Here is a 17,972-nt window from a genome sequence, read left to right as displayed (position 1 = left end):
TTTGAATTCATCAGCTACTGCTGGTACTAATTTACCTAACTGTTCTTGAGTTACTGCATTAGCCATATCAATTGCGATTGATAATGCTATTTTATTTGTTTCAAAATTATTTTTTTCAAATACTGCTTCAACAATAATATTTTCTTGAACATCGTTGATTGTATATTGATTATTATCTAATGACACAACATTACCATTAATTTTAGCCTCTTTTAAATAATAGCCATCATTTGGAGTAAAAGTATATGTTACAGATGTATTTTCCTCAATTAAATCATCTTGTATACTTGAAGTAATTATACCATTTTCACTAGGCATTATAGTCTGATTATAATATTTAACTGGTGCTGTCATAAATTCTGAAGTAAATTTAATATCCGCCCAATCTGAATGATCACTCCAATTATTATTCCCCTGCAATGCTTTCAAAGTTATTACTTTTGCATCACCAATTGCAACATCAAAATATTTCATTGGAGTTTTACTTAACATTACACCACTATCAAACAATTTAGTGTCGTCACCATATATTTCAAACTGTACACCATCATAGCCATCATTAAACTTAGCATAATCAATTCCTACATATCCTTGTAAACGTTGATACCCTTTACCTTCTACATCATATGAAATAACTGATTGAGCATGAGTTCCAATTCCTTTATCAAAAGTAACAGGATTTCCATTTTCATCTGGTAAACGAATTGCTGAACCACTTGATGCTTTATCTTTTTGAATCTCACCATAACCTACTGTCGCACCTTCATTCCATGTTAGATCTGATAGATAAGTTGCTTTTTGTAAATCAAGATGATACTTTTTCTTATGATTACCATCACGTGAAGTAATTACAATATCAATAACTGGTGATTCCTTATATATATTTATTGATTGAATAATTTCTCCCGTCTTTTCAAATTTTTCCTTACCACTACTAATTTCGATTAAAGCTTGACTATCTTGACATGCTATATCCAAAACTACTTGATCATTTGATACAATAGTTTCAAGATTTCCTTGTTCATCAAATTTATCTTTAATTTCTCGATTATCTAGTTCTATTTTTAATACTTCTGTATTTTGAGCATATGGTTTAATTACCTGAATATGATAAACCTTTTTAGTAATACCATCATAAGCTGTTACCATGACATAAACATCATTAATTCCATCTTTTAAATCACTTGATACAATTGTATTACCTTCTAATGTATCATTGTTAACGGCAATTTTTGTCTCACCATCATAATCTACTGCTACCTTTAATGCTTGAGTATCTTCTTCAATATCTAAAACATATTCGTATACATCATTACTAAAATTTGATAATGATATATCATTTATTTTAATATCATTAACTAAAATATTATAATCAGCTTGATAAATCACATTTACAATATATTGCTTTGTTGTTATTCCATCTTTTGCTGTAACTATAATATAATACGTATTTAGACCATTATTAAAATTAATATTTGCTTGATAAAGATTATTTTCTTTAGTTAAACTAATTGGTTTTCGATAAGAATCAGATTTTAATTCTACTTTACCAATATTATCTCCTACATTAATTTGAATTTGGGAACTTTGCTGAGTCGTATTTATTACCCAATTATCAGTTGAAAAATCCGTTATATTAAATCCTATCTCAGGCATTGAAATACTATTAGTAGTTGTTTCATTACTTTTTATTGTATGAATATTAATCTGGTAGACAATACCATCTCTTTTAACAATAACAATATCCCCATCTTTAATATCTAAAACTACTTTATCCACATTAGTCAACTTATCTGTAACTGGTTTATCATTAATTCTTACTTCAGTTGACCCTTCATCAATCATGATTGCATGATAACTTAAATCTACTTTAGATAGATCTACTGGCAAATAAACGTCAAATACTCTTTGATTTAAATCATCTTTTAATAAATTATTACCATTAATACTTAATTCATCTAAACTATAATCAATCGTATTTTTATCTACTTCTATCTGCACAGATTTACTTATACCAGGTGTTCCATTACTATCTTTAGGATAAACCTCACATTTTAATTGCCCTGCATAATTTACTCTAAATTGTGGAATATCTGTAACTTCCTGTTTTAACTTTCCATCTTGATAATAAGTCCATAAATATAAACTATTACCTTCTCCATCACTATCATTTAAATCATATTTAATTTTTACTAGATCACCTACATTATAACTATCTTTTTCAAAACGTACATTATTAATTGTTGGAGCAGTATTTTCATATTCTCCCCACAAAACACTATTTTGTTTTTCTAATTCCTCATAGCTAATAGTATTCTCTGCAACTTTAAAATCTGAAAAGTTGATTTTTTTATTACGATCATTAGTTTCCCATCCAGCAAAACCGATTTTATAATTTGCACCTAACATGCTGCCATCGATATCCCTTAGATGTTGCCAGCTTCCACCTTCAACTTTAAAATCTAGTGAAACAGAATTCCCATTTTTACTAAAACCTAAATATGCGGTTGCAACATTATCCTGCTGACTATTGCCACCTGTTTCGACTGCTGCTCCATTTGTCTCACTGACACTAGAAATTCCATTGTAATGTGATTTTTTACCAATTGTAATATAGTTATCATCATTTTTATACAAAATAAATGATGCTGTATCCCATTGACTATTTTCTCGAATTGGCATATTTGTGACTTTTACAATTGTTCTAAGATTATTCTTATCAATATCTTGAGGGATAGAGTACAAAAATAAGTTATTAACAGTATTATCACTTTGATATAAATCACCTTTTTGTAAATCAATAGTCAAATCAGTTTTAGTTAATTCATAGTTTCCCTTACTTTCTCTTATAACACTAAAAGCAGGTGATAAACCTTCAACTACAGGTAAAGAAACAATTACCGGTATCTTATCCTCACTAGTTCCAATTTTAGCTTTTAACCAAACAATTCCATTTTTCTTAGCTGTTATAACACCATCATCATCTACTGTAGCTACTGAACTATTTTCATTATTTAAAAAATCTAATATCTCCCACTCTATTTTAGATGAAGAATTTGTTGTAGCTGTCACTTTAATTTGTTGTTCTTTTTGATTTAAAATGATCGGTTGATTGTTTTGAATTTCTATTGTTTCCTTTGGTATTTGATTACTACTTACAGTTATTTCAATAGCATTAGATTTAATAATTGTATTATTCCAAACATAATAAGCATAAATTTCTGTCTTACCTTGTTTATTTGCTATAATCTTACCATTATTATCCACTGAAGCTACAGCTGGATTACTACTTGCATAGTTAATTACTCCTACTGGATTACTAACAGCTTCATTACGATTATTTACAACTTTAATATCTTTATCATGATTAGTTAAATTACTCTCATCCATACCACTTAAAACAGCATACTTTTTTAAACCATCATCATAAGTATTACCTTCTAAAACTACATTTTTACATTTTGTAAATTCAAAAACATTATCTTGTGGACGAGTATGACTATCACCATTAGTTTGAATTTTTAATTGTTGACTTTCACCAATATCTAACTCATTCTTATTGGTCTCTAACTCAATTACTACATCTGGATCAGTACGCCATACTTTATTATTTCGAATCGTTAAATTCTCAACACTTTCAGCTTTTACAACAGTATCAACATCCATAAAAAATGTATTATCTTCAATAGTAATATTTTTATGAATTGGATTATCTTGTGATGGTAATCCTCCTCCTTTAGTTACAGGATGGAAATAAACAGCTGGAGCATACTCCCATGATGTTCTTCCGATACTTTTAATATAAAAAGTATTATTTCTAATCGTCATATCACGAATTGGTCCTGATTCATACCATTCATCTGAATCATTTGATAAATATATTGTTGCCATTGACATATTTAAAAAGATATTATTTTCAATTAATACTTTATTTCTTGTTGTACATAAAATACCTCTAGTAGGAACATTTTTAAACGTATTATTACGAATTGTTACTGCTGGAGCATATGTTACATTTTCTGCCACATATTTTGGTTCATTACCAATCTTATCAGTAAGATTAGCTGGTAAACTTTCCTCAAAACTAACTTCCATCGTTCGAAGATCATTACCATTTTCTCCAGGATTAGAAATAACTTCTTTTACAGTATATAAATTCTCATTATCAGTTGATTCTAAAGTATCACGTGTAAAGAAAGCTACTTTATCACCAACATGATATTGTGGAAAACCACCTTGTTGTGTATGGATATATTTTAACTGTAATGTATGATCATCCTTGCGTTTTTCAACACGAGTAAATGTTCCATGAAGATTGATTGGATCATCATGTGAATTAGAAAAATTACAATTTTCAATAATAATTTCTCCTGCCGCACCTGAAGCATGAATAATATCCGCATAACTTACAGTTATATGACCAGAATTTTCACGAGGCATAAAATTACAATCATAATATGCAACATCTTCACTCATTTGAATCAGCCAGCCAAATCCATGCATAAAGTGAACATTGATACGATTTGCAACAACATTTTTACTTTCCCATGTAAATGCTCCAGCTGTTTCACGATAAGCGCTGCTAGCTAATTCTAAAACCATTCCAGCTTTTTGCATCGCAGGTCGGTTATTACCAGTATAAGTTATTCGAACAACAGTATCATCTAATTTTGTAATTGATGATACATTTTGAAACGGTGTTTCATTAGTAAAATAAGCTCTTGTCATTTCCTCTTCAGGTAAGTAACCTACGATTGAATATGCATTGTGAATCCCTGTTTCACTCCAATAATACTCACCTGTATAGGGACTTTTTTCGCTATACCACTTTATTGTATTTCCAGCTATTTCAAATGGAAAACATTTAGGAATATAAAAATCTGTATAATCTTTACCATTTTCATTTCCCATTTCCATAATTGTCATTTCTGAAACTGTAGGAACCGCAAAGTCCCAAGAAAAATCTTGTAAAACAATATTTTGAGATTCAACTACAGCAAGAGCCATAATATTTCCATGCATCATAAATAATGAATCATTTCCATTGATTGTAAGATTTTTATGCCCTTCTATTAAAATCCCAATTGTCTTTTCAGGACTTTGAATACTATTAGTATTAGAAGTATGATACTCCCGTACTTGTGCATAATCCTTATAAATATGGTATTCTCCTTTAGGAAAATCTAATATAACCTGATTTTTACCATCATCTTCAGCTTCTTTAGCTGCTTGTAAAGCGTCCCAAATAGCAGTTGTGCTATCCTTTACTCCAGTTGGATCAGCACCATAATCTAGTACATTTATATGTATACCATCATTTTGAATATTCACCGCTTTTAATGGCATTCCTTGACAAAAAAGCATACAAATAACTAGACTAAAAATAAACATACTTTTAATTCTTTTCTTTAACTTCATTGTTTTCCCTCCTCTTTTTATATTTCTTATGAACCTCAATTTCAGTATAAATTTTAAAATCCTTTAAGTCAACCAATCATGTAAGCGCAAACATTAAAAACAAAAAAAAAGTAAAATATTATCTCTTAATCATAATATTTTACCTATTCATTATAAATAATGATATTGATGCTGCCACGAAGAATTAATAAAATATTTAGCTGACTCTCTAGCCTTATTTAAATCCATAAAACTATAATTTCCACATTCTTCAGCTTTTGCACCAGGAATTTCTTGATCCCAATTAGCAATTTGTTTGAACACCTCTTTAACAATCATAATTACCTGATTTAAATCTAACTCTCTAGTAATTAAATAAAAACCTGTCATACAACCCATCGGTCCAAAATAAATAATTTTATCTTTAAATTCACCATTTCTAAGCAGTGTTGCTCCAATATGTTCAATTGTATGAGCTGCCCTAGGATCTAAAGCAGGTTCAACATTTGGCTCAGTCATTCTAATATCATATGTTGTCAAATCATCATCTATTCTTGAGATATAGATTCCTTTAGTTAATTTTGTATGATCAACACCAAAACTTGTTATTCGTTCCATGATAGTCCCTCATACTTCTTTATATACTGATATCCAACACCACCGACACCCATATGAGCGCCTACTACAGCTGGTAATTCTCTTACTGTAATTTGACATTTTCCAATACGATCAATCAAAGTCTGTTTCATTGTTTTGGCTAATTCATCAACTAAAACATGTTCAATAGCAATGATATAATCTTTATTATTGACACCACATACATCTACCATGTGATCAATTATCTTTAAATTAGCCTTTTTTACTGTTCTAACCTTATCCAAAGTATCAATTTTACCACCAAGTTCGTAATTCAACTTCATTACTGGTACAATCTTCAACAAATTCCCAAGCATTGCCACTGCAGGAGTGATTCGACCACCTTTTTTCAAATGATCCAAATTTGGAGCCATGATTAAAGTTCCTGACTGTTCAACCATATCAGTTAATATATTTTCAATTTCATCAATTTCTTTACCTTCATCAATCAGTTTTTTAGCTACTCTAACTAAATAACGATGATTACTTGCAGTCCCTTTAGTATCAATTAATGTAACTGGAATTCCTACCATATCACAAGCTAATTTCATCCCACTTAAAGTTGAAGATAATCCCGTTGCAATTGAAAGAGCTATAACATGCTCATATCCAGCTGCTTTAATTTTATGAACTGCCTCTTGAATTGATCCGGTCGAAGGTTGTGATGTTTTAACTATCTCGCCAGTTTTTTCCATTCTTTTAAAAACTTCTAGAGCAGTTATCTCTTTTAAATCCAAATATGTTTCATTTTCCATAGTTATCGTTAGAGGAACAATATAAATGCCCTGATCTTCTAACGACCCAATTAATAATTGGCATCCACTATCTGCTAAAACCGCTATTTTTTTCATGGTTCTTTCCTCCTATAGTTACGTTACTAATATATCAAATTTATTCCCATATTTCTAGTAATATATGTTATGATAATAAAGAAATGAGGGATTTAATGAAATCAATACGTAAAATTATTACTTACAAATGGATAATTAAAAAGTCTGAATTTATTTGTACCTTAATTCCATGCAATGATGAAGAAAAAATAGAGCAAATTATTCATGAATATCAAGATAAATATCATGATGCAAATCATAACTGTATTGCATATATCGTTGGAAATAAAAAAAGAGCTAATGACAATGGTGAACCTAGTGGCACAGCAGGACTTCCAATGTTAGATGTTTTAGAAAAAAACAGTTTGACTAATATTATCGCTATAGTTACAAGATATTTTGGAGGAATAAAATTAGGAGCTGGTGGATTAACTCGCGCATATCGCCAAAGTGTTGCTGATGCGTTAAAACAGGCAGAAATAGTTGAAAAACACAGCGTTCCTTTATATAAAATAACAATTGATTATTCATTTACAAAAAAATTCGAACATTTACTTAAAATCCATAATATTAACTGTATCAATATCGAATATGGTGAACAAGTTAGTTATATGTGTTATCTTGTTGATGAATCTTTTTTAACAATTGTTCAAGACTTAACAAATAATACTTACGATAAAGAATATATAAAAAATGATTATATTGAATTATTATAATTCATGAAAATGACATAAATAAGAGTATAATAATTATTAAGAGGTGATTAATTAAAATGAATGAGATTAATAAAATTTATCAAAAACATGTGACTAATGAATTAAAATTAGTTACTGATCCTAATCATGCTGTTTTAAACAAAGATAAAGTTAATATCAAAGTATTAGCATTTCTCTGTGAACTAGGTAAAGTTGGTGAAGAAGCTAAGGTATTTAGCTTTTGGGATAACTCTTCAACAAATGATAAAGAACTTTTAGACTATTATATTGATGGTTTGCATTTGCTTATGTCAGTAGGTTTTGAATTACATGTTGATAATCTAAAAAATTATCAGGAAATTAGTGACTCCAACAATGTTTCCAAGCAATTGATCAAAGTTTATCAAAGTGCATTAAAAGTAATAGAGACATATAATTTTGAAGCCTTTCAAAATTGTATTGATGATTATTTTACATTAGGATTTAAGATTGGTTTAGATTTTGATACTATTTTACAAAACTATAGCAATAAAGATTAAATGTTATAATTTAACAACATTTAATCTTTTTATTTCTTTATTAATAACAGAATAAATTTATTATCAATAATTATTTGTTATTTTATCTGTGTATTATAAAGCTTCACAAGATAAGATCTCATGTTTTTCAAGCCACAGATAAACCTATTGGTATAATACTAAACTCTCTTTAGCAAGTTTTTTTCTTAAAAAGTAAGAAATATATTATTATTTTTAATAATAATCAATCCATCCTTTCTAAGATGTTTTATTATGATGAAAACACTAGAATAAGCATAACCAAGAGATAAAGCTAAATTGATCTGACGAACTTTTTTATCCTGTAAAGTTAGCTGATATATTGTTCTTAGATATTTTTTATTAGTTGCTAAAGTATTTTTTACTCCTTTTATTATGTAAGCACTATTTAATAATTTAGTCCATTCGAGCTCATAAAATATTTCACTCATTAACGTTATTATTTCTTTTTTAGAATAAATTTTAACACCCCTCCTCGATTGTATCGAATAAACAAACTCATAATTTGACAAATGACCAATGTCTTAAACATTCCTCTATATTTTAATATCCGTCCTATCTCTTCAATTACTTTTTTAGGATTAGGATAGTGATAAAATGAATCATTATAATAAAACCCAATCATCAAATTTTTACTATCCCATCAGCATTCCTATATTGCCTCCTAAATTTAAAATAGTATTTCCATGAAAATGAATAATCTCATTTAAAAATATAAGGATATAATCTTTTAGTGTGTTTACTATAAGAAGTTGTATCATATTTTTTGTTTGTAAATCAAATGTAATGCGTGTCCGTTTTTTTATGCATATTTACCTCCTTAAAATGAACATTATTCATTTTTTGTTAATCATACAAACAAAAAGATAGGCCCACTAAATGACCTATCTACATAAATTATGCTTATTTCTTCTTTTTTAAATATCCTAAGATACCTAAAGCCCCACCTAAACTGACTATACTAATAAAGCTAGTTGCATCACCTGTATCTACTGCTTCTTTAGTATTAGTTACATTATCTACAGCTTTTTTAACTTCTAATTTTTCAATACTCATAGCCAATCCTTCTAAAGCTGTTTTTATCTCAGCTTCACTTGCTTTAGAATCTTTTAAGATTATTTTAGCCTCAATTAAAGCTTTTTCTAATCTTGTCCATGATGTCTCATTATAACCGGCTTTATTTAATTGATTTGCTTTATTGATCAATTCTTCTAATAGTTCTTTATTTGGTTTTAATCTTAATTCTAAATATGCTTTGATTAAATCTTCTTTTGCTTTATCAATCAGTTCTTGGGTTGCATTTGAATCATTTAAAACTTTATTTGCTTGATTTAATAATGGTTTCATTGCTTGCCATGATTCTACTGTATAATTTTCTTCTTCCAAGTTCATGACTTTATCTACAATTGCTTGTAACCATTCTTTATTACTCTTACTTATCTCTTCCAATTGATCAAATGCTTCTTCAAGCTCTTGATTCATTTCTTCTACTTCATATTCTAATGCATTTTCATCTTGCATTAATACTTCTGCTTTAGCTAATACTATCTGTAGCTTTTGCCATGATTCTACTGTATAATCGCTTTCTTTAAGCTCTTTGATTTTATTTATTAGTTCACTTAGTTTAGTTTTATCACCTTTGATAAATGATAACATATGCATTGCTTTAGTTAATCGCATTGCTGAAATATCTACCTGTTGCTGATTTGCAGTATCATCAGCATAGATTATTTTAGCTTCTGCTAACGCTGCTTTAAATTCAGTTACTACTGCTGGTACTACCGCACTTAATTCTGCTTCAGTAATTCCATCTGCTAATTCTATTGCAATCTGTAAGAATTGTTTATTAATATCTAACTCATATTTGTTTACTACATTGAAATAATCAACGATCATGTTATTAGAACCGTTTGAATTTTCATTATAAGTTCCAGTATTCTCACATTCAATACGATATGTTCCCGCAACTCCATAATATGCAAATAATAACTGATTATCTGCCATCTCAGCTTGATAAGTATCAATTAATTTAGGCTCTCCAACAATAGTTTCGTCCTGTCCATCAATCTTGTAAACTGTAAATTTAACAATTCCTGTACCAACCGCTTTTCTGCCAATTACTTCAATACCATCACCATTAAAAGTATATTCGGCTTTATTTCCCTCTAAATCAGTTTTAATAGCTAAATTAGAAATATTTTCACCAATGATACTACTCCAATTAGCTTCATTTCCTATTTTAAGAACATCTTCACTTTCTGCTTCTATCTTTGTTACTAGTTTACTAGTTAAATTTTCTTTAGCTTCATTTAAAGCTATAACCATATCATCTAGTTGGTTTTGGTCTGTAGCTGTTTCTAGTAATAATTTTGCTTCATTTAATCTCTCTATAAAGATTAATTTTGGTTGATTATCAATATATTTATTTAATTCTATTTCACTAAGCTCATTAACTAATTTTATTAAAGAAGTCTTATCCAATACTATCGATTCAGCATGCTCTACATCGATATAATCAATGATAGTATTGATATCACGATTAGACGCATTTGGATTTTTATATCCAGTATTGATAATATCTAAACGATAATTACCATTTTCACTACCCTCCCAGCTAAATAACGCTTGTTGGTCCTCCTTAACAGTTTGATAACAGTCCACATCTTTAGAAATAACTACTGTTTCCTGGTTACCATCAATTGCTGTAACAATAAATCTTGTCGTACCTGTACCAACTGCTTTTCGACCATAAACTGTAATTCCATTACCATTAAATTCTAACGACATCTTTTCATCAGCAACACCAGATTTCAATGCGGAACCTTTATGTAAAGTAGCATCTGTTATTGTCACCCAATTACCAGTTTTAACAATGACAGGATCTTGGGCATCAAAACGTTTTTGAATCAAAGCATCTTTTGCCTTTTGTAGTTGTTTAACCATTGTATCAAGTTGCTCTTGAGTTATATCATCACTTAATAATAGTGCAATTGCTTTAACTAACTCTACATTAAATGCTTCTTTATTTTCATCATTAAAATAATCCAAATCTAGATTACTACAAATATTTACCAATGCTGTCAGTCTTTGTTTATCGACTGGTTGGAGATTAACTTGGGGTTCTTTTCCTTGAGTAACCTTAATTTCTTTTGTATCAGAAACTGTAACATCATTATAAACAGCAGTTGCTGTTATTTTGTATGTCCCGGCTTCATCAACAATTAAAGTATTTCCAGCAATTTGTCCTCCATTATCAACAGTATAAGTAATTACTGGTTCTCCTGTATCTTCATTACATGTGTCCATAAATGCATAAGTTTCTAATGTTGCTCTAGCTTCTGTCTTTTCATACGGAATCGTTAGATTTACTGGCTGTAATAATATTACTCCTGCTAAAGTATCATTACTACACCCCGATACATCGGGTTCAGCATTTTTTACTTCAGATACAAATGATGAAAAATTAGTAGCTTTACCGTTTTCGTTGTTATATACACGAATTATATATTCCTCATTTGTCTCACTTAAATTACTTATAAAAGTTTTTCTCATACTTGGTGTTGGATTATATGTATTAACTGAAATAGACTTAATTTCCTGGTCAGGTGCATTTTTTTGATATACTTTAATAATTGCGTTCCCTGCCCCGGCACCATATTTTAGAGTTAAACTTCCCCCAATTCCAGTAAAAGAAAACTCGATATAATTATCTAATTTTTTTGTATAGATAACTGCAGGACTAGAAGTTGTCCCATCAAAAGTCGTATTGACCCACTTAGTATTTGATTCAGAGGCAGTTTCATTTATTATATCGGTCTGTAATGTACCATCTGATAAATAACGTTTTAATTGACTATCATTGGCATTAATAACCGTTGTAGACACCTCATTACCACGAACGTGTCCCAATCCATCAATTGCCCCTAAATTTACATCAGTGTCGATCTTTCGTCCTAAGATATCTTTTCCGCCATTATTATCAATGTTAACCCCTTTATTAAGATATGGTGATGATGATAATAAGGCAGCTGCCTTTAAAGCTTTACTTTTATTTAAACCAAATAAATTATCTTTACCAACAAACTGTGGCATTTGAGAATACATGTTTTCATCTTTTGGGGCTACACAACCAATATAAGCATTATTATTAAAATTTGAATTAGCTCCCGGTTCAAAACATTTTTGTCGTGAAGCGACACTAGGATTAGTGAAATACCAAATATTGTTGTTATAAAAAACTTCATCCCCTTGATAAACAGCATGACAATCCTTATTTGAAATAAAGGTATTATTATAAACTTTTGATTTTTCAATCTTAGTAGTCTCATTTTCACCAACTGCTACAATTTGAGCATTATGGGCTGCAAAAACACCACTATCATTTATTGATAAATTATAACGAATAACATTATTACGATTATATGAGTTTTGACGTACATGCAACATATAACCACCCCCATAATTATCATGAGTATAATTATACTGAATAATTCCATTTTGTGTCATATCATCTAAATTAAAAGCCATTCCATCATTACCATTTTGACCATTACATACTTCATTATATTGAAAAACCATATCATTAGCACGATCACACCAAATTCCACAACCATATCCTTCATAAGTACTTTGAAAAGTGTCAACTTTATTAAATTCAACTAATACACCATTTGTATATAAAGGAACGATACCAGCTCTAGTAACATTATGAATATAATTATTACGAATAATTATATTTGTATGTCTAAATGCTTCATCATCTAAGCTTCCCTTAACATTTGTTGTCGTAATACCATTAGCCTGACAATTTTCAATCGTATTATTTTCAATTAAAATATCATTAAAAATCGTTACTTTCTTTGTTTGATCTAATTCTTGTATAGGAACATTATACTCATTTCGAGCTTCTGAAAGCCGTGCTGTATATGTACTTAAATTGATTCCTCCCGTTCGATGAGTTGTTCGTGCTCCCCAAAAAGTATTAGTTGTATTAGGATTATTACTATCTCCTTCATATCCAAATAATGGTCGCCCATCTTCATCAGTAGGAATAACTGAATAGATATCATCTTGCCCATTATATCCCCGAACATCACGAATATCACAGTTACGGATATAAATATGATTGATTACTCCATAATCATATCCTTCAACCCTAATCCCACTACGATCACGATTTTGATTATCACCTTGATTTTTAATTGCTAGATTATTAATTTCAATATATTCTTGATTATATAAATATACTGCAGCTCCAATTTGATTATCATCTTCACCAGTAAATGGTCCCTGCCAATCCTTTTGTTGAGGCATAAAATATGCACCATTTCCGTCAATTAAAGGTTTTTCACCTTGTCCATACATATCAATAATAATTGGATATCCTGCACATCCCGAACCTTTTGGCCACAAAGTACCTGTAAACTGTGAATTAGCTTTAATCAAGAGCTTATCACCAGGTTGAAAAAGATGTTCATTTACATCGTCCAAACTATCAAAGGCATTCTCCTGGCTTAATCCATCCCCATTAGCCTTATCAATATTAGAATCTAAATAGTAAGTTGTTCCATAACTATTTTCATCCACGTCATTAGCACTAACGCTAATTGGACTTGTAAACGAGGCCATTATAGCTAATACTATAAATACTTTAAAAAATCTTTTCATTACTATCTCCTTTCCTCCTCCATTTCTAACAATGAGATACAGATAATAAATTAAAAAGACTCGCAAACGAAAAGAATTTCGTTCACAAGTCTTGCCTAATTTAATGGTAACAATCTGTGCCTACAATTATATTTATATCATAATCTTTTAATCAAATCAAATTATGATAAGAAGATTACCAATTATATTATTAATTTAATGTTACAATCAATTCATTTAACCTCTCTAACCATTGATCACCTTTAGGTAAAATTATTATTATTTTACTATCTATTTGTTTAAAAACTGGTCTCGTAAATAATCGATTAACGGTTTCAAATAAACGATCCCCCTTAACATTTTGACTATATTCTTTACTAAAAATAATTTCTAATTTACCTTTCTTCTCTTCTAAACTATCAATAATCTTACATGAAGCTAAAATATCTAATTTTCGTTTTTCTATTAAAGTAGATACTTCTTCAGGTAATTTACCATAATAATCAATAAACTCGCTTTTTAAGTGATCTATTCCCTTTATTGTCTTAGTATTATCTAAGCGCTGATACAATTCTAATTTTTCAATATCACTAGAAACATAATCATGAGGAATATACCCTTCTACATTAATATTAAGACTTTTAACTTCCGTTTCTACAGTCTCTTCTTTACCCATTTTTTGATTTATAGAATCCTGTAAGATCTTCATATACATTTCAAATCCAATTGAATCAATAAATCCTGATTGAGTTCCACCTAAAATATCACCAGATCCTCTAATTGCAAGATCTCGCATTGCTATTTTATAACCACTGCCTAACTCTGTAAATTCTTTGATTGCCTTTAAACGCTTACTAGCTTCCTCATTTAAAACTCGTGATGGATTATATAATAAATAAGCATAAGCGCCTCGGTTACTACGACCTACTCGTCCTTTTATTTGATAAAGCTGACTTAAACCAAACTTATCTGCATCCTCAACGATAATAGTATTAGCATTAGGTATGTCTATCCCTGTTTCAATAATAGTTGTACAAACAAGCACATTAAATTCCTTATTCACAAAACGCATCATAACATCTTCTAATTCATTTTTATCCATTTGACCATGACCAATAGCCACTTTTGCTCCTGGAACCATTAATTCAATATTATAAGCTACATTAGCTATTTGATTAGTTCGGTTATAAAGATAGAAAACTTGTCCATCTCGTGCTAGTTCCCGCTCAATAATTTGTTTAATCAACACATTATTTTTTTCGATTACATAAGTTTGAACAGGCTGCCTGTTTTTAGGTGGGGTTTCAATTTGTGATAATCCTCTAATACCCATCAACGACATTTGCAAAGTTCTTGGAATTGGAGTAGCTGTAAGTGTTAAAACATCAATGGTTTTTCGATATTCTTTGATCTTTTCTTTTTGTTTGACTCCAAAACGTTGTTCTTCATCAATACATAAAAGTCCAATATCCTTAAAAATAACATCTTTAGATAAAATTCTATGTGTTCCAACTAATAAATCAATATTTCCTAATTTAAGATCATTTAAAATTTCTTTCTTTTGCTTAGCTGAAGTAAAACGATTCAACAAAGCAATCCGTACTGGAAAATCTTTAAACCTTTCAATCATAGTTTTATAATGCTGCATTGATAAAATTGTTGTGGGACATAAAAAAGCAACCTGCTTATTACTTAAGATAGCTTTAAAAGCAGCTCTTAATGCAACTTCTGTCTTACCAAAACCAACATCACCACATAATAAACGATCCATTGGTTGAGGTTTTTCCATATCAGCTTTAATTTCTTCAACAGAACGAAGTTGATCAATTGTTAATTCATAACCAAATGATTTTTCAAATTCTATCTGCAATTCATTATCAGGTGAAAAAGCATATCCAGGCTGGTTAATTCTTGCTGAATATATCTCAATTAATTTATCTGCAATATCATCAACTTTACTTTTTGCTTTAGCTTTAGTTTTTTGCCACTGAGAACTACCTAATTTATTGATTTTAGGTACTTTGCCCTCTCCACTAGAATATTTTCTAATCAGCTTAAACTGTTCTACAGGAATATATAAAGTATCATCCCCAGCATAAGCAACATATAAATAATCTTTATGAAACCCTTGTACTTCGAGTGTCTTTATTCCTAAATACTGTCCAATTCCATAATTATCATGAACAACATAATCACCAACACTTAACTCCTGATAATCTTTTAAAACTTTAGCATTTTTGTATTTAAAATACTTAGGTTTTTTAATACTTCTTGTTTTAAATAATTCATTAGCACTAATAATAACAATATTTTCATCGACTAATTCAATTCCAAAACCTATCTTACTAATAGCAATATTTAAGCCAGGATATAATTCATCTTTAGTTCCTACTAATGTATATAATAGTTCATAACGATCAAATAACTCACACATTAAACGTAATTGATGTTCATCATCTAATGCAATGACTACTTTAGATAACTTTAAATATGTTCTGATTTGATTAATAATCATTTTTTCATCTTGATTATCAATCATTATATGACGAGCATTAAATAATACATCTTTATCATTTGTTGCAAAAGCTTTAAAATCAATTACAGCATCATCAATCACTTCATAATAATCTCTAAATAGCTGTAATCCTTTAATACTTTTACCAATTACTGTTAATTCTTGATAATAATAATGATTTTCTTCAAGATAATTTTTATAAGCAAAATTAATATCATGACTATTGGCAAGAATAATTAAAGGGTCATTTAAATAATCTTTAATACTTGTAGTTTGTTTAAATAAACTATAATAGTTATACATCGTAAAACTCGTATCATGATTGCGAAGATTTTCTTGATCAATAGAAACCTTATTTAAAAAATCATCTAAATAAACCTCATCTAATTCTTCAACTTGTTTATCTCTTAAATCATTAATTTTACTAATTACAGCTGATATTTCTTGATCATCATATAATACATCACTAGCTGGAATAATCGTTATTTCATTAATACTTTCTATAGTTCTTTGACTATTTTGATTATAAAAACGAATATTATCAATTTCATCATCAAAAAATTCGATTCTTACTGGAGATTCATGTTGGATTGAAAACACATCAATTACACCACCACGTTTAGAAAAATAAAATGGCTGATCAACTCTGATAGTACTTTGATAACCAGCTTTTAATAAATATTTTTGCAAATCATATATATCAATCTGCATCCCGATTTTTAAATTTAAACAATTATCTTTAAATATTTTTTTACTTGGCAAGTACCTTACTAAAGCCTGGCTATGGGTAATTAAAATTTTAGGTTTATCAGTAGTTAACTGATAAAGGGTATCAAGCCTTTGTCCTAATAGCTCTGGTGAAGCAGCTAATGCTTCAATACGATATGATTCATCAACTGGAAATAATAAAATATCTTGTTCATTTATTGACATTATTTGCTGATAAAGCATATTCGCTTCATATTGATTAGCTTTAACAACTACAATATCTTTTTTTAATGTCAAAAAGGCACTAGATATTAATAGTGCCTCATCGTTAATGTCATTAACAACGATGTTCCCTTTACCATTAATCAAAGTTTTAAAAGCTGCATTTTGTCTTAAAATATCATCTAACTGTTTCATAATATCCTCTAATTATAACGATTCATTATATAATCAAAATCATGATCAAGATAATCTATAATCGCATCTGCAGCATTTTCAATTCCCTGAGTAATAGCTTCCATTTCTAATTTGGAAAAACCTGACAAAACATAATCAACTACTTTCATATATTTATGCCGATCAATTCCTACCCTAATTCGTTTAAAATCCTGACTATTCAAATGAGCAATAATATTCTTTATTCCATTGTGTCCACCAGCACTACCTGTTTTTCGTAACCGTAATTTACCAACCGGCATATCTAAATCATCGTATATCACTAACAGATCTTCTTTATCAATCTTAAAAAACTGCATTGTTGCAATGACAGATTCTCCAGAAAGATTCATATATGTCTGCGGTTTTAATAAGATTATATCCTCTCCATGATATTTAAACTTAACATATATTCCTTTAAATTTATTCTGATCAACATTAACATTCAATTTTTCTGCAAGTTTATCTATTACCATGAATCCACAATTATGACGGGTTCCTTCATATTCTTTACCTGGATTACCCAATCCTACAATTAACTTCATCTATTTCT

General features: G+C 29.3%; 9 protein-coding genes. 2 read left to right on the top strand and 7 right to left on the bottom strand.

Going from position 1 to position 17,972, the window contains the following annotated elements; translation table 11 throughout:
* The 3 genes from ACLR9T_RS02775 to ACLR9T_RS02765 all read right to left on the bottom strand — a co-directional run.
* Positions 1–5,418, bottom strand: a 5,418-nt coding sequence (locus ACLR9T_RS02775) for an NPCBM/NEW2 domain-containing protein (protein WP_413108011.1), incomplete at its 3' end; no start/stop codon positions are given.
* 150 nt (positions 5,419–5,568) lie between these two features.
* Complete coding sequence (locus ACLR9T_RS02770) at positions 5,569–6,015, bottom strand: S-ribosylhomocysteine lyase (RefSeq protein ID WP_413108010.1); 447 nt, start codon at positions 6,013–6,015, stop codon at positions 5,569–5,571.
* Positions 6,003–6,884: a DegV family protein gene (locus ACLR9T_RS02765; RefSeq protein ID WP_413108009.1), complete on the bottom strand. Its 882-nt coding sequence runs from the start codon at positions 6,882–6,884 to the stop codon at positions 6,003–6,005. Before ACLR9T_RS02765 ends, ACLR9T_RS02770 begins: the two co-directional genes overlap by 13 nt.
* Before the next feature lie 95 nt (positions 6,885–6,979).
* On the opposite strand from ACLR9T_RS02765, the gene ACLR9T_RS02760 reads away from it, so the two are divergent.
* A complete protein-coding gene (locus ACLR9T_RS02760; RefSeq protein WP_413108008.1) occupies positions 6,980–7,579 on the top strand; it encodes a YigZ family protein in 600 nt (199 codons plus the stop codon).
* 56 nt (positions 7,580–7,635) lie between these two features.
* The gene (locus ACLR9T_RS02755; RefSeq protein ID WP_413108007.1) at positions 7,636–8,097 is read left to right on the top strand and encodes a dUTP diphosphatase; all 462 of its coding nucleotides are present in this window, start codon (positions 7,636–7,638) and stop codon (positions 8,095–8,097) included.
* Positions 8,098–8,282: 185 nt separating this feature from the next.
* Here ACLR9T_RS02755 and ACLR9T_RS02750 read toward each other — a convergent pair whose 3' ends face one another.
* The 4 genes from ACLR9T_RS02750 to pth all read right to left on the bottom strand — a co-directional run bounded on the left by ACLR9T_RS02750 (position 8,283) and on the right by pth (position 17,964).
* Entirely contained in the window at positions 8,283–8,546 is a 264-nt protein-coding gene (locus ACLR9T_RS02750) for a hypothetical protein (protein ID WP_413108006.1), read from the bottom strand.
* A 472-nt stretch (positions 8,547–9,018) separates the two neighbouring features.
* Positions 9,019–13,782, bottom strand: coding sequence for a right-handed parallel beta-helix repeat-containing protein (locus tag ACLR9T_RS02745; RefSeq protein ID WP_413108005.1), 4,764 nt, complete (start codon positions 13,780–13,782; stop codon positions 9,019–9,021).
* A 190-nt stretch (positions 13,783–13,972) separates the two neighbouring features.
* A complete protein-coding gene (gene mfd, locus ACLR9T_RS02740) occupies positions 13,973–17,401 on the bottom strand; it encodes a transcription-repair coupling factor (RefSeq protein WP_413108004.1) in 3,429 nt (1,142 codons plus the stop codon).
* A gap of 8 nt (positions 17,402–17,409) precedes the next feature.
* On the bottom strand, positions 17,410–17,964 hold the full coding sequence (gene pth, locus ACLR9T_RS02735; protein ID WP_413108003.1) for an aminoacyl-tRNA hydrolase: 555 nt from the start codon (positions 17,962–17,964) through the stop codon (positions 17,410–17,412).
* Between the last annotated feature and the right edge of the window lie 8 nt (positions 17,965–17,972).

It is taken from the genome of Thomasclavelia sp., from assembly GCF_047249845.1.
Taxonomy (GTDB): Bacteria; Bacillota_I; Bacilli_A; order Erysipelotrichales; family Coprobacillaceae; genus Thomasclavelia.
This window is presented reverse-complemented; position numbering and strand designations above follow the sequence as displayed.

What these genes read in the sequence shown, in the direction of transcription:
- ACLR9T_RS02750 (WP_413108006.1), bottom strand. Translation starts at nt 8,546, where the DNA reads ATGAGTGAAATATTTTATGAGCTCGAATGGACTAAATTATTAAATAGT.
- pth (WP_413108003.1), bottom strand. Translation starts at nt 17,964, where the DNA reads ATGAAGTTAATTGTAGGATTGGGTAATCCAGGTAAAGAATATGAAGGA.
- ACLR9T_RS02760 (WP_413108008.1), top strand. Translation starts at nt 6,980, where the DNA reads ATGAAATCAATACGTAAAATTATTACTTACAAATGGATAATTAAAAAG.
- ACLR9T_RS02770 (WP_413108010.1), bottom strand. Translation starts at nt 6,015, where the DNA reads ATGGAACGAATAACAAGTTTTGGTGTTGATCATACAAAATTAACTAAA.
- ACLR9T_RS02765 (WP_413108009.1), bottom strand. Translation starts at nt 6,884, where the DNA reads ATGAAAAAAATAGCGGTTTTAGCAGATAGTGGATGCCAATTATTAATT.
- mfd (WP_413108004.1), bottom strand. Translation starts at nt 17,401, where the DNA reads ATGAAACAGTTAGATGATATTTTAAGACAAAATGCAGCTTTTAAAACT.
- ACLR9T_RS02745 (WP_413108005.1), bottom strand. Translation starts at nt 13,782, where the DNA reads ATGAAAAGATTTTTTAAAGTATTTATAGTATTAGCTATAATGGCCTCG.
- ACLR9T_RS02755 (WP_413108007.1), top strand. Translation starts at nt 7,636, where the DNA reads ATGAATGAGATTAATAAAATTTATCAAAAACATGTGACTAATGAATTA.